The following is a 14,941-nucleotide window of genomic DNA, read 5'->3' on the forward strand; positions in this document are numbered from 1 at the left end:
CGGCTTATAGCGCAGTTGAGCATTACTCATTGGATTTCGCGCGACGAAGCGCCGTAACCTCGTATTTCAGTACGCCGTTTTGTGGCGGAAGATAGGCAGCAAACCATCGCGAACGATGGTCCCCAACCGAGAGGACAGAACATGAGCGAGACATATCAGGACGAAACCGTCCGCAGCGCCGCGGGCGTGCGGGCGCTGACGCATTTCATCAACGGCAAGGCCATTGACGGAACGAGCGGCCGTTTCGCCGACGTCTTCAATCCCGCGCTCGGCGAAGTGAGCGCGCGCGTGCCGCTCGGTAGCGTCGCCGAAGTCGATGCGGCCGTCGCCGCCGCCTACGCCGCGTTTCCCGCATGGAGCGAAACGGCGCCGATCAAACGTGCGCGCGTGCTGTTCAAGTTCAAGGAACTGCTCGACCGCCATCACGACGAACTCGCGGAACTCATCACGCGTGAGCACGGCAAGGTGTTTTCCGATGCGAAGGGCGAGGTGATGCGCGGCATCGAAGTGGTCGAGTTTGCCTGCGGCATTCCGAATCTGTTGAAGACGGACTTCACTGACCAGATCGGCGGCGGCATCGACAACTGGAATCTGCGCCAGCCGCTCGGCGTGGTCGCCGGCATCACGCCATTCAATTTTCCGATGATGGTGCCGTGCTGGATGTTTCCGGTCGCGATTGCCTGCGGCAATACGTTTGTGCTGAAACCGTCGGAGCGCGATCCGTCGGCATCGAACCGTATCGCCGAATTGCTCAAAGAGGCCGGTCTGCCCGATGGCGTGTTCAACGTCGTTCACGGCGACAAGGTCGCGGTCGACGCGCTGCTCGTGCATCCCGATGTGAGCGCGGTGTCGTTTGTCGGCTCGACGCCGATTGCCGAGTACATCCACAGCGAAGGCACGCGGCACGGCAAGCGCGTGCAGGCGTTGGGCGGTGCCAAGAATCACCTCGTCGTGATGCCGGACGCGGACCTCGATCAGGCCGTCGACGCGTTGATCGGCGCGGCCTACGGTTCGGCCGGCGAGCGCTGCATGGCGATCTCCGTGGCAGTGGCAGTCGGCCATATCGCCGATGAGCTGGTCGAACGGCTCACGCCTCGCGTGAAGAGCCTGAAGATTCTGAACGGCATGGAAGCGGCCGCCGAAATGGGACCGCTGGTGACGGCCGCGCATCGCGAGAAAGTGCTCGGCTATATCGAAGCGGGCGTCGCGGCAGGCGCGAAGCTCGTGGTCGATGGCCGCGGTCATCAGGTCGATGGTCACGAGAAAGGCTTCTTCCTCGGCGGCACGTTGTTCGACAATGTGTCGACCGATATGAAGATCTATCGCGAGGAAATTTTCGGGCCGGTGTTGTGCGTGGTGCGCGTGCCCGATTTCGCGTCGGCGGTGGAACTGATCAACGCGAACGAGTTTGCCAACGGCGTGTCGTTGTTCACGTCGGACGGCGGCATCGCGCGCGCGTTCTCGCGGCAGATCCAGATCGGCATGGTCGGCATCAACGTGCCGATTCCCGTGCCGATGGCGTGGCATTCGTTCGGCGGCTGGAAGAAGTCGCTGTTCGGCGATCATCACGCGTACGGCGAGGAAGGCGTGCGCTTTTACACGCGCTACAAGAGCATCATGCAGCGCTGGCCGGACAGCATTGCGAAGGGCGCGGAGTTCACCATGCCGGTCGCGAAGTAGTTCACTAAATAGTTGGAAGCGGTTCACGGTTGTGGCCTTCGGCGTGCGTCGCGCGTTGCTCGTGACGCGCGCCGAAGGTGTCGATAAAGCCGGGCGTGAAGCCGTCGGCAAAAAATGATTAGGAGACTGAACGATGAGCCACGCGCAAGCTGCGTCTTCGGGGCGGCGTCTCGAAGGCGAATTCGACTACATCATCGTTGGCGCCGGGACGGCGGGCTGCGTGCTCGCCAATCGCCTGACCGAAGATCCGGACGTGCAGGTACTGTTGCTCGAAGCGGGCGGCAAGGACGACTATCACTGGATCCATGTTCCGGTCGGCTATCTCTACTGCATCGGCAATCCTCGCACTGACTGGCTTTATAAAACGCAGGCCGAGCCGGGGCTAAACGGCCGCGCGCTCTCGTATCCGCGCGGCCGCGTGCTCGGCGGCAGTTCGTCGATCAACGGCATGATCTATATGCGCGGCCAGCGCGAGGATTACGACGAATGGGCGCGCGTGACCAACGACGCGTCGTGGTCGTGGGACGCCGTGCTGCCCGTCTTCAAACGCAGCGAGGACCACTACGCGGGTGCGAGCGAATCGCATGGCGCGGGCGGTCCGTGGCGCGTCGAGAAGCAACGCCTCAAATGGAAAATACTCGAGGAGTTCGCGAAGGCCGCGCAGGAAACCGGCATTCCCGCCACCGACGACTTCAATCGCGGCGACAACACGGGAGTCGGCTACTTCGACGTCAACCAGAAGCGCGGCATTCGCTGGAATGCTTCGAAAGCGTTCTTGCGCCCCGCGATGAGGCGGCCGAACCTCACGATCATCACCGGCGCGCATACGCAGCGCGTCGTATTCGAGGGACGCCGTTGCACGGGCGTCGAATATCGCGGCAACGAGATCGACTACGTGGCCAAAGCGCGTTGTGAGGTCATACTGAGTTCGGGCGCGGTGAACTCGCCGCAATTGCTCGAGCTATCCGGCATTGGTAACGGCGCGCGTCTGCACAACCTCGGTATCGAAGTCGTCAACGATCTGCGCGGTGTCGGCGAAAACTTGCAGGACCATTTGCAACTGCGCATGGCTTATCAGGTCGACGGCGTGCGCACGTTGAACACGGCGTCCGCCCATTGGTGGGGCAAGCTGATGATCGGCGTGCAGTACGCGCTGTTTCAAAGCGGCCCGATGTCGATGTCGCCGTCGCAACTGGGCGCGTTCGCGAAGTCCGATCCCGACGATCGCTCGCTTGCGCGGCCCGACCTCGAATATCACGTGCAGCCGCTTTCACTCGATCGCTTCGGCGAACCGCTGCACCGGTTCAATGCATTCACGGCGTCCGTGTGTCAGTTGCGGCCGACTTCGCGCGGCAGCATCCATATCGAATCGGCGGACGCGTCGGCGCCGCCGTTGATCGCGCCCAAATATCTGTCGACGGATTATGACCGCCATGTGGCGGCGAACGCGTTGCGTCTCACGCGCCGCATTGCTGCCGCGCCTGCCCTCGCGCGTTACCGGCCGCGGGAAATCTTGCCGGGTATCGAGTATCAGAGCGAGGAAGAACTGCAACGTGCGGCAGGGCTTGTGGGCACCACGATCTTCCATCCTGTCGGCACATGCCGCATGGGCACGACCGACGATCCCGCTGCGGTCGTCGACAACAGGCTACGAGTTATCGGGGTGGATGGACTGCGCGTGGTCGACGCATCGGTCATGCCCACCATCACATCGGGCAATACGAACTCGCCCACGTTGATGATCGCGGAGCGCGCAAGCGACATGATCCGCGAGGATCGCCGCGCGCGCGTGGCCGGCAGCGTGACCGCGCAGGCAGGCAAGGCAGTCTCGATGACCGCAGCCTGACACACATCTCGCATCGCGGCACGCGCCATGCGTGCCGCGCATTCCAAGCACAGTCGCGTGCATCGACACGCCGCCTGTCTCCAATGAGAGACTGCCGTGCGCGGTTGCACACGCATCATCCACTAAGTGCAAATCCCAATGAATGCGCTGCATCATTGGCGCGACAATGGCAGCCATGCTGCGTGTTGCCCCAGGGATTACCGTCCGGATTGGTGCAGCACGCCAACGAGCGTGCACGGGGTGCCGCCGTCCAAATTAAAAGTCGCGCAGGGCTTCGCGCGAAAGCTCGTAGTGCTTCGCCTAACTCCGTATGGAAGGGAACATGATTCTCGGCGATACGATTCTCGAAACGCGCGGCCTCACCCGTGAGTTCAAAGGCTTCATTGCCGTGAACGGCGTGAACCTGCGCGTGCGCCGTGGCTCGATCCATGCGCTGATCGGCCCCAATGGAGCAGGCAAGACCACCTGCTTCAACCTGCTCACCAAGTTCCTCGAACCGACAGCCGGCCAGATCGTCTTTAACGGCGTCGACATTACGAAAGAGCGGCCGGCGCAAATCGCCCGGCGCGGCATCATTCGTTCGTTCCAGATTTCCGCTGTGTTTCCGCATCTGACGGCATTGCAGAATGTGCGCATCGGTTTGCAGCGCTCGCTCGGCACGGCTTTTCATTTCTGGAAAAGCGAGCGCACGCTGCGCCAACTCGACGACCGTGCGATGGACCTGCTCACGCAAGTGGGCCTGACCGATTTCGCCGATGTACTGACCGTCGAACTCTCATACGGCCGCAAGCGCGCGCTGGAAATCGCCACCACGCTCGCGATGGAACCCGAACTCATGCTGCTCGACGAGCCGACGCAAGGCATGGGCCACGAGGACGTCGATCGGGTGACGGCATTAATCAAGAAAGTATCGAGCGGCCGCACGATTCTGATGGTCGAACACAACATGAACGTGATTGCCGGCATCTCCGACACGATCACCGTGCTGCAACGAGGCGAAGTGCTCGCCGAGGGCACGTATGCCGACGTGTCGAAGAATCCGCTCGTGATGCAAGCCTATATGGGCAGCGCCGATGCGGCGCTCGCCGGAGCCCACGCATGAACACAATTGCCGAGCGCGAAAGCCTCGAGGTGAGCGGCAAGACCGCTGGCGCGCCCGCGCTCGAAATCACGGGATTGCAGGCGTGGTACGGAGAGTCGCACATCCTGCATGGCGTCGATCTGACCGTGGACCGCGGCGAAGTTGTCACGCTGCTCGGCCGCAATGGGGCGGGGCGCACCACGACATTGCGCGCGATCATGGGACTCACGGGTCGGCGCACGGGCTCGATCCGCATCGGCGGACGTGAAACGATCAATCTGCCCACGCATCGCATCGCGCATTGCGGCATTGGCTATTGCCCCGAAGAGCGCGGCATTTTTTCGAGCCTCTCGTGCGAGGAAAATCTGTTGTTGCCGCCGCCTGTCGGCGACAAGGCGCACATGATGTCGCTCGAGGAAATCTATTCGATGTTCCCGAATCTGCAGGAACGCCGCATGAGCCAGGGCACGCGGCTCTCAGGCGGCGAACAGCAGATGCTCGCGGTTGCGCGCATACTGCGCACCGGCGCGAGCCTGCTGCTGCTCGACGAGATTTCCGAAGGGCTCGCACCTGTCATCGTGCAGGCGCTCGCGCGCATGATCGTCACGTTGAAGGCGCGCGGCTACACGATCGTGATGGTCGAACAGAATTTCCGCTTTGCCGCGCCACTTGCCGATCGCTTCTATGTGATGGAGCACGGTACGATCGTCGAACACTTCGGGGCAAGTGAACTCGAAAGCAAGATGCCGGTGCTGCACGATTTGCTGGGCGTGTAGAGAGCGCGCCCAACTGCCTCTGATAACCACAAGCGAAGAACCAGGAGACACGAATGAAAAAGAACCCACTCGCGCGGCTTGCCTCAGTTTGTTTCGCGGTCGCCGCCGGCGCCGCTATCACGATGAGTAGCGCGCAAGCGGCTGACGACGCAGTGAAGATCGGTTTTATCACCGACATGTCGGGGCTTTACGCGGACATCGACGGCCAGGGCGGCCTCGAGGCGATCCGCATGGCGGTTGCCGATTTCGGCGGCAAGGTCAACGGCAAGCCGATCACCGTGCTGTACGCGGATCACCAGAACAAGGCGGACATCGCGGCATCGCGCGCACGCGAATGGATGGATCGCGAGGGACTCGATCTGCTGATCGGCGGCACGAACTCGGCAACCGGTCTGTCGATGAACACCGTCGCCGGTGAAAAACACAAGGTGTACATCAGCATCGGCGCGGGCGCGGACACGCTGACCAACGAGCAATGCACGCCGTACACGATTCACTATGCGTACGACACGACGGCGCTCGCAAAAGGCACCGGCTCAGCGGTCGTGAAGCAGGGCGGCAAGTCGTGGTACTTCCTGACGGCCGACTATGCGTTCGGCAAAGCGCTTGAAAAGAACACGTCGGACGTGGTGAAGGCGACCGGCGGCCAGGTGCTGGGCGCGGTGCGTCATCCGTTGTCGGCGTCGGACTTCTCGTCGTTCCTGTTGCAGGCACAGTCGTCGAAGGCGCAGGTTCTCGGTCTCGCCAATGCGGGCGGCGACACGATCAACTCGATCAAGGCCGCGAAGGAATTCGGCATTACGAAGAGCATGAAGCTCGCCGCGCTGCTGATGTTCATCAACGACGTGCACAGTCTCGGTCTTGAAACAACACAAGGTCTCGTGCTGACCGATAGCTGGTACTGGAACAAGGACGCGAACACGCGCAAGTGGGCGCAGCGTTACTTCGACAAGATGCGCAAGATGCCGTCGAGCCTGCAGGCCGCCGACTATTCGGCGACGATGAATTACCTGAAAGCGGTGCAGGCAGTCGGCTCGACCGACTCCGAGAAAGTCATGGCGCAACTGAAGAAGACGAAGATCGACGACTTCTATGCGAAGGGCTACATCCGTCAGGACGGCAGCATGATCCACGACATGTACCTGATGCAGGTGAAGACGCCGGCTGAGTCGAAAGAGCCGTGGGACTACTACAAGATCACCGCGACGATTCCGGGCGAGCAGGCGTTCACGACGAAGTCGGAAACGCGCTGCGCGCTGTGGAAATAAGCGCGGATTGACGGCCTGACTGTGACGGCTGGCTGTCCGCGCGGGCAGTCAGCCGTTCGTTTCGCTTCGCTTCATATGCCGCGCGCGGCCGGCGTGATGCGCGCTTCGCGTGCCGGCCCGATCGTGCGCAACCGATCTCGCCTTGACGATAGGTGAAGGCTTCAATGGACATCTTTGGCATTCCGCTTCCCGCGATGCTGAGCCAGTTGCTGCTCGGACTCGTGAACGGCTCGTTCTACGCAATTCTGAGTCTGGGCCTTGCGGTGATCTTCGGCCTGCTGAACGTGATCAACTTCGCGCACGGCGCGTTGTTCATGCTCGGCGCGATGCTCGCGTGGATGGGTTTCTCGTACTTCGGCGTGCCGTACTGGCCGATGCTGATCATCGCGCCGCTGCTCGTCGGCCTGTTCGGCGTACTGATAGAACGCTCGATGCTGCGCTGGCTGTACAAGCTCGATCATCTGTACGGGCTGTTGCTCACGTTCGGGCTGACGCTCGTCGTGGAAGGCGTGTTCCGCTCCATCTACGGCTCGTCCGGTCAGCCTTACGACGTGCCATCGGCGTTGTCGGGCGCGACCAACCTCGGCTTCATGTTCCTGCCGAATTATCGCGCGTGGGTCGTCGTGGCGTCGCTCATCGTCTGCTTCGCGACGTGGTTCGTGATCGAGAAGACACGGCTTGGCGCCTATCTGCGCGCGGGCACGGAGAACCCCAAGCTCGTCGAGGCGTTCGGCATCAACGTGCCGCTGATGATCACGCTCACCTACGGCTTCGGCGTCGCGCTCGCCGCGTTTGCCGGCGTGCTCGCCGCGCCCGTCATCCAGGTGTCGCCGCTGATGGGCCAGCCGATGATCATCACCGTGTTCGCGGTCGTGGTGATCGGCGGAATGGGTTCGATCATGGGCTCGATTCTCACGGGCCTCATGCTCGGCGTGATCGAAGGACTGACGCGCGTGTTCTATCCGGAGGCGTCGGCGACCGTGGTGTTCGTCATCATGGCGCTCGTGTTGCTGGTGCGTCCGGCGGGTCTCTTCGGCAAGGAAAAATGATGCAGAGAAAACTGCTCTACGGTCTGCTGCTGCTCGCGCTCCTCGCGGTGCCCGTGCTCGGCATCTATCCGCTCTTCGTGATGAAGGTGATGTGCTTCGCGCTCTTCGCCGCCGCGTTCAATCTGCTGATCGGATACACGGGGCTGCTGTCGTTCGGCCACGCGATGTTTCTCGCGTCGGCAGGTTACGTCACCGGTTATGCGATGCAGACGCTCGGCTTTTCGCCCGAGCTCGGCGTGCTTGCGGGCACTGCTTGCGCGACGCTGCTGGGGTTTGTCGTCGGCATCTTCGCGATTCGCCGCCAGGGCATTTACTTTGCGATGGTGACGCTCGCGCTCGCACAAATGGTCTACTTCGTGTTCCTGCAAGCGCCGTTCACACATGGCGAGGACGGTCTGCAAGGCGTGCCGCGCGGCAAGCTTTTCGGCGTGCTGGATCTTTCGTCCGACGTCGCGCTGTACTTTGTCGTGCTGGCGATCATGGTGCTCGCGTTCCTGCTGATCGTGCGGATCGTGCATTCGCCGTTCGGTCAGGTGCTCGTCGCGATCAAGGAAAACGAGCCGCGCGCCGTGTCGCTCGGCTACGATACCGACCGCTTCAAGTTGCTGGCCTTCATTCTCTCGGCGGGGCTTGCGGGACTCGCAGGGTCGCTGAAGGTCGTGGTGCAAGGCTTCGAAACTTTGAGCGATGCGTATTGGACGATGTCGGGCCTCGTCGTGCTGATGACGCTCGTCGGCGGCATGGGCACGCTGTTCGGGCCGCTGCTCGGCGCGGCGCTGATCGTGGCTCTTGAAGATCGGCTGGGCGACATCGGCAGCGCGCTCGCTTCGACGACGGGCGTCGAATGGTTCCGCTCATTGGGCGAATCGGTGACGATCGTGACGGGCGTGATCTTTATCGCCTGCGTGCTCGCGTTCCGGCGCGGGATCGTGGGCGAGATCATCGCGCGCGTTCGTCCGTTGCGCGCCTGAGCGGTGCAGTCCGGTTGCAGTGCATCGAATTACTTCGGCGTCCGATCTAATTGCGCTGCTTTGCAGTATGACCGGTCGATACCGCTTGAGCCCTTATTCACGTATCCTGCGGCAACGGCGCTTAAACGCGCCCCAATTTAGTGCCGCACTGCACCACTAGGGTAATTGCTAGTTGTGGCATGGGGGGTGCTCGTTTAACCTTCATGCAGTTCTGATGCACCACGAATTTGCAGGTGGAGAACGAGGAGACATGAGGCACTAAGTGCCCACACGAAAGCGCTGTTGGATTGATATCCAACAGCGCTTTTTATTTTGTGTTTTCCAAATAGCGCCATTCAAATCTTTTGCTAACTCGGTGACCGTTTTATGTCGCCGACGATTCGCTCATTTGCCACGCCACAGCCCGTCAAAACGCTTGCGGCGTGCGGCTCGCCTCCGCTACACTCCTCATTCACCGACCGCTGGGTCGGGATTTAATTCACGAATTTAATTTGAATTGTTTTAACGGGGCACAGAGGAGCGGGATGAAGTCGGCATTGCGTTGGATCAGCGCGGCATTGGTCGCCACCGGAGTTTCGGCTGCATGGAGCGGCCCTGTATTCGCGGACGTGAAAATCGGCGTCACTGTCTCGGCAACCGGCCCGGCCGCATCGCTCGGCATCCCGGAGAAAAACACCATCGCGTTGCTGCCCAAGGAAGTGGCCGGGCAGAAGATCGATTACATCGTGCTCGACGACGCGACGGATTCGACGCAAGCCGTCAAGAACGCCCGCAAGCTCACCAGCGAAGATCACGTCGACGCGATGATCGGCTCGACCGTGGTGCCGAATTCGCTCGCCATGATGGACGTTGCCGCGGAAAACACCACGCCGGTTATCTCTCTGGCTGCTGCCGCAAGCATCGTCGAGCCAATGGACGCAAAGCGCGCGTGGGTCTTCAAGACACCGCAAAACGACATACTGATGGCCACCGCGATCGCGCAGCACATGTCCAACCAGGGCGTGAAGACGGTCGCGTTCATCGGCTTCTCGGACGGCTACGGCGAAAGCTGGTTCAAGGAATTCAGCAAGGCCGCCGACCTCGCGAAGATCAAGGTCGTGGCGAACGAACGCTTCGCGCGCAACGACGCGTCGGTCACGGGCCAGGTGCTGAAGATCATGTCGCAGAACCCGGACGCGGTGTTGATCGCGGGTGCGGGCACACCCGCAGCGCTGCCGCAGAAAACGCTCAAGGAGCGTGGTTACAAGGGCAAGTACTACCAGACGCATGGCGTCGCGAATAACGACTTCCTGCGCGTGTGCGGCAAGGACTGCGAGGGTACATATCTGCCGGCTGGCCCGCTGCTCGTCGCGGAGCAACTGCCCGATTCGAATCCGGTGAAGAAGAGCGCGCTCGCCTACAAGCGCGCGTACGAAGGCGCATATGGCGCGGGCTCGGTGTCGACTTTTGGCGGTCACGCATGGGACGCGGGTCTGCTGCTGCAACGCGCGATTCCTCTCGCGCTGAAGAAAGGGCAGCCCGGCACGCCGGCGTTCCGCGAAGCGCTGCGCGCCGCGCTCGAAGGCACGAAAGATCTGCCTGCATCGCATGGCATCTTCAACATGAGCGCGAACGACCATGCCGGTCTCGATCAGCGGGCGCGCGTGATGGTGCAGATTGTCGGCGGCAAGTGGAAGTTGTCCGGCGACTGAGCAAGGGCGAAGCAATAGTCGACCTCATACAAAAAGACGCGTGCAGTTGACGCGTCTTTTTTATTGCCTCGGTTGCTTTTTGCAGCGCTGTATCGACGCCGCGAGTGTGGTTGTGCGGCTTCAGGACAAACCCGCATTTGGGTTGCAGTCTATTGACCGTCGGCGCGACACGACGCAATACTACTAACATGTTAGTGTTTTGTGCACGCCAGTTCGGAAACGACATTTCAGGAATCGCAGCAGCAGGGAGTGACCTACAAGCGGCGAAGGCTATCTCGTTGAGCAGGGAAAACCATGCTTGGCACAGCCGGACCCTATAACTAGATTCAGACACCCGACCCACGAGTCGGATCACAGATACGCACTTCGGAGCGTTGGAGACTTGCAATGGCAATGACAAAGACAAAGACAAAGCAATGGGTACGGACTGGCATCGCGATGGCATTGATGTGCGGTGCAGGCGCGGCGTTCGCTCAGGTGAAGATCGGCGTGACGCTGTCGACCACGGGGCCGGCTGCATCGCTCGGGATTCCTGAGAAAAACACGATTGCGTTGCTGCCGAAGGAGATCGGCGGCAAGACGGTGCAGTACATCATCCTCGATGACGCGTCCGATACGGGCAAGGCCGTGCAGAACACGCGCAAGCTGATCGACGAAGATCACGTCGACGCGATCATCGGCTCAACCGTCACGCCGAATTCGCTGGCCATGCTCGATCCCGCATCCGAAGGCAAGACGCCGGTCATTTCGCTCGCGGCTTCCGCTGCGATCATCTCGCCGATGGACGCGAAGCGCGCATGGGCCTTCAAACCGCCGCAGAACGACAGCCTGATGGCCGACGCCATCGCCGAGTACATGGAGCATCACGGCGTGAAGACGGTCGGCTTCATCGGCTTCGCGGATGCCTACGGCGATAGCTGGAACAAGGTGTTCACAACCGCAGCCGCTGCGCACAACCTGAAGATCGTGACGAACGAGCGCTTCAACCGTACCGACGCGTCGGTGACGGGCCAGGTGCTCAAGACGATGGGTGCGAATCCCGACGCGGTCCTGATCGCCGGCTCCGGCACGCCGGCCGCGCTGCCGGCCAAGACGCTCAAGGAGCGCGGCTACAAGGGCAAGATTTACCAGACGCACGGCGTCGCGAATAACGACTTCCTACGCGTGTGCGCCAAGGACTGCGAAGGCGAAATTCTGCCGGCCGGTCCGATCCTCGTCGCCGATCAGTTGCCGGAGTCGAATCCGGTAAAGAAGTCGTCGCTGGCCTATAAGGCGGCGTACGAGAAAGCCTACGGCGCGGGTTCGGTCGCGACCTTCGGCGGCCATGCATGGGATGCCGGCCAGATGCTGCAACGTGCGATTCCTGAGGCGTTGAAGACGGCTCAACCGGGCACCGAAGCATTCCGCGTGGCACTGCGCGGCGCGCTGGAAAGCATCAAGGAACTGCCGGTCTCGCACGGCATCATGAACACGACCACGACCGACCACAACGGCCTCGACAAGCGCGCACGCGTGATCGTGGAGATCGTCGACGGCAAGTGGAAGCTGCAGAACGACTAGTACAAAGCGACTCATAGAAAGCGGTACGCGCCTCTCGTGACGTGCGGCATCTGACGCCGCACTGCCATTCTGTTCGATGACAATGGCACCGACCGCCGCGCCGTGCTCCGGCGCGGCGGTCGTCTTTTCCAGTTTCGATTTCGACGCTTCAGGACGAGGAAGTATGGATCTATCAATTGCGGCGATCCTCGCGCAGGACGGCATCACGACGGGCGCCATTTACGCGTTGCTCGCGCTCGCGCTGGTGCTGGTGTTCTCCGTGACGCGGGTGATCTTCATCCCGCAGGGCGAGTTTGTTTCGTATGGCGCGCTCACGCTCGCCGCGTTGCAAACTCAAAAGTTTCCGGCCACCTGCTGGCTGCTGATGGCGATGGGCGCGGCATGCTTCGTCGTCGAAGTAGTGGGGTTCGTGCGGCACGCGGAACGGCGCCGGCATGCGGCGCGCACGCTGGCCGTACTGGTCGGCAAGTATCTGCTGTTTCCGGTCGCGGTTTATGCGCTGACGCAAGGCGTTTTCCTTCACCCTCTGCCGATGATCGCGCAGAGCGCCTTGACGCTCCTGATCGTGATTCCGATGGGACCGTTTGTTTACCGGCTCGCGTATGAGCCGATCGCCGAGGCGACCACGCTGTTGCTGCTGATCGTGGCGGTGGCGGTGCACTTCGCGATGGTGGGCCTCGGTCTCGTGATGTTCGGCGCGGAAGGCTCGCGCACCACCGCGTTTTCGGACGCGACGTTCAACCTCGGCAGCCTGTCGATTTCAGGACAAAGCCTGTGGGTGGTCGGCACGGCGGTCGTGCTGATCGGCGCGCTCTATCTGTACTTTGACCGCTCGATCTCCGGCAAGGCACTGCGCGCGACATCCGTGAACCGGCTCGGCGCGCGGCTCGTCGGCATCGGCACGACGCAAGCAGGGCGGCTCGCGTTCACGCTGGCCGCGGGCCTTGGCGCGCTGTGCGGCATTCTCGTCGCGCCGTTGACCACCATCTACTACGACTCGGGCTTCCTGATCGGCCTGAAGGGCTTCGTGGGAGCGATTATCGGCGGGCTCGTCAGCTATCCGCTGGCGGCGGCCGGCTCGATCCTCGTCGGTCTGCTGGAGTCGTACTCGTCGTTCTGGGCGAGCGCCTACAAGGAAGTGATCGTGTTCACGCTGATCATCCCGGTGCTGCTCTGGCGCAGTCTCGCCAGCCCGCACACGGAAGAGGAAGAGGAGTGACGCGATGAAACGGATCATGAAAAACAAGTTCTTCTGGCTGTTCCTCGTCGTGCTGTTCGCGTTGCCGGTGTTGCCGCAGCCGATTCACGTCCCCGAATACTGGGTGACGCTGCTCAACTACATCGGCCTCTATTCGATCGTGGCGATCGGGCTCGTGCTGCTGACGGGCATCGGCGGTATGACGAGTTTTGGGCAGGCGGCGTTTGTCGGCATCGGCGCCTATGCGACGGCGTACCTGACCACGCGCTTCGGCGTCTCGCCGTGGCTCGCGCTAATTGCCGGCGTGTTGGTGACGGCGTTGATCGCGCTGATCCTGGGTCTCGTGACGATGCGCCTGTCCGGCCACTTTCTGCCGCTCGGCACGATCGCATGGGGACTCTCGCTGTTTTACCTGTTCGGCAATCTGGAGATGCTGGGCAAGTACGACGGTATCAACGGTATTCCGGTGCTGAACGTGTTCGGCATCGACCTCGAGTCTGGCCGCCATATCTATTACCTGATCTGGCTTGTTGTGCTCGGCGCGGTCGTTTCTGTTCAAAACCTGCTTAACAGCCGGCCTGGACGGGCGATCCGCGCCCTGCGCGGCGGCGGCATGATGGCCGAAGCAATGGGCGTGAATACGGCGTGGATGCGCGTCGTCATTTTCGTCTACGCGGCGGTGCTGGCTTCCGTGTCCGGTTTTCTGTACGCGCATTTGCAGCGGGCGGTGAATCCGACGCCGTTCGGACTGAATCACGGCATCGAATTCCTGTTCATGGCGGTGGTGGGCGGGGTGTCGCATGTGTGGGGCGCGGTGCTCGGCGCGGCCATCCTCACGGTATTGCAGGACTATTTGCAAACGCTGCTGCCGAAGTTGCTCGGCGAGAACGGCAACTTCGAGGTGATCGTCTTCGGCATTTTGATGGTGCTGTTGCTGCAATACGCGCGGCAGGGCGTCTGGCCTTTCGTCGCGCGTTTCTTCCCGCGTGGGCCGCGCGCGCATCTGCCGGATCACGCGGATCCGTTGCCGCAGCGCAGCAAGCCGACGGCCGGCGAAAGCCTGTTGACGGTGAACAAGGCGCGCAAGCAGTTCGGCGGTCTCGTCGCGGTGAACGACGTCAGCTTTGAAGTAAAAGCAGGGCAGATCATCGGCTTGATCGGCCCGAACGGCGCCGGCAAATCGACCACATTCAATCTGGTGACCGGCGTGCTTCAAGCGACGAGCGGCGAGATCACGTTCCGCGGCGAGCGGATCGACTCGCTCAGTTCACGTGAAATCGTCAAGCGGGGAATCGGCCGCACGTTCCAGCACGTCAAACTGCTGCCGGGCATGACCGTGCTAGAGAACGTAGCGATTGGCGCACATTTGCGCGGGCATGCGGGTGTCTGGCGAAGCGTCGTGCGCCTGAATGGCGTCGAAGAAGCGCGGTTGATGGCCGAGGCGGCTCGTCAGATCCGGCGCGTCGGACTCGAGCAGCACATGTACGACGAAGCCGGAAGTCTCGCGCTCGGGCAGCAACGGATTCTCGAAATCGCGCGCGCACTGTGCTGTGATCCGACATTGCTGCTGCTCGATGAGCCGGCGGCCGGCTTGCGGTATCAGGAGAAGTTGCAGTTGGCGGACCTGCTGCGCCGGCTGAAGGCGGAAGGGATGAGTGTGCTGCTGGTCGAGCACGACATGGACTTTGTGATGAATCTGACCGACCGGCTAGTCGTGATGGAATTCGGCACACGTATCGCCGAAGGTCTGCCGCAGGAAGTGCAGCAGGACCCGGCTGTGCTCGAGGCGTACCTCGGCGGGGTGGAGTAATGGAGAACGAC

Annotated in this window: 11 protein-coding genes; all 11 read left to right on the forward strand. The window is 61.8% G+C overall.

The window, feature by feature from the left end; translation table 11 throughout:
* Nucleotides 1-141 precede the first annotated feature (141 nt).
* The 11 genes from C8K18_RS22980 (at nt 142) to C8K18_RS23030 (ending at nt 14,930) form a co-directional block, all read left to right on the forward strand.
* Nucleotides 142-1,680 (forward strand): CoA-acylating methylmalonate-semialdehyde dehydrogenase, encoded by a 1,539-nt coding sequence (locus C8K18_RS22980; protein ID WP_006050826.1) that lies wholly within the window; start codon nt 142-144, stop codon nt 1,678-1,680.
* Nucleotides 1,681-1,813: 133 nt separating this feature from the next.
* On the forward strand, nt 1,814-3,526 hold the full coding sequence (locus C8K18_RS22985) for a GMC family oxidoreductase (protein ID WP_107710044.1): 1,713 nt from the start codon (nt 1,814-1,816) through the stop codon (nt 3,524-3,526).
* Between the two features lie 322 nt (nt 3,527-3,848).
* Nucleotides 3,849-4,628 carry an ABC transporter ATP-binding protein gene (locus C8K18_RS22990; RefSeq protein WP_006050828.1) on the forward strand — a complete coding sequence of 260 codons (780 nt, stop codon included), beginning with the start codon at nt 3,849-3,851 and terminating at the stop codon, nt 4,626-4,628.
* On the forward strand, nt 4,625-5,383 hold the full coding sequence (locus C8K18_RS22995) for an ABC transporter ATP-binding protein (protein ID WP_107710042.1): 759 nt from the start codon (nt 4,625-4,627) through the stop codon (nt 5,381-5,383). Before C8K18_RS22990 ends, C8K18_RS22995 begins: the two co-directional genes overlap by 4 nt.
* Before the next feature lie 53 nt (nt 5,384-5,436).
* Nucleotides 5,437-6,651 carry an ABC transporter substrate-binding protein gene (locus tag C8K18_RS23000; protein ID WP_006050830.1) on the forward strand — a complete coding sequence of 405 codons (1,215 nt, stop codon included), beginning with the start codon at nt 5,437-5,439 and terminating at the stop codon, nt 6,649-6,651.
* 164 nt (nt 6,652-6,815) lie between these two features.
* Complete coding sequence (locus C8K18_RS23005; RefSeq protein WP_006050831.1) at nt 6,816-7,700, forward strand: branched-chain amino acid ABC transporter permease; 885 nt, start codon at nt 6,816-6,818, stop codon at nt 7,698-7,700.
* Nucleotides 7,700-8,671: a branched-chain amino acid ABC transporter permease gene (locus C8K18_RS23010; RefSeq protein ID WP_006050832.1), complete on the forward strand. Its 972-nt coding sequence runs from the start codon at nt 7,700-7,702 to the stop codon at nt 8,669-8,671. Before C8K18_RS23005 ends, C8K18_RS23010 begins: the two co-directional genes overlap by 1 nt.
* Nucleotides 8,672-9,195: 524 nt before the next feature.
* The gene (locus C8K18_RS23015; protein WP_107710040.1) at nt 9,196-10,362 is read left to right on the forward strand and encodes an ABC transporter substrate-binding protein; all 1,167 of its coding nucleotides are present in this window, start codon (nt 9,196-9,198) and stop codon (nt 10,360-10,362) included.
* Between the two features lie 387 nt (nt 10,363-10,749).
* Nucleotides 10,750-11,922, forward strand: coding sequence for an ABC transporter substrate-binding protein (locus C8K18_RS23020; protein WP_006050834.1), 1,173 nt, complete (start codon nt 10,750-10,752; stop codon nt 11,920-11,922).
* 163 nt (nt 11,923-12,085) lie between these two features.
* On the forward strand, nt 12,086-13,141 hold the full coding sequence (locus tag C8K18_RS23025) for a branched-chain amino acid ABC transporter permease (RefSeq protein WP_107710038.1): 1,056 nt from the start codon (nt 12,086-12,088) through the stop codon (nt 13,139-13,141).
* 4 nt (nt 13,142-13,145) lie between these two features.
* On the forward strand, nt 13,146-14,930 hold the full coding sequence (locus tag C8K18_RS23030) for an ATP-binding cassette domain-containing protein (protein ID WP_107710036.1): 1,785 nt from the start codon (nt 13,146-13,148) through the stop codon (nt 14,928-14,930).
* The last annotated feature ends 11 nt before the right edge of the window (nt 14,931-14,941 follow it).

It is taken from the genome of Paraburkholderia sp. GV068 (genome assembly GCF_003058125.1).
In the GTDB taxonomy this organism is placed as follows: Bacteria; Pseudomonadota; Gammaproteobacteria; order Burkholderiales; family Burkholderiaceae; genus Paraburkholderia; species Paraburkholderia graminis.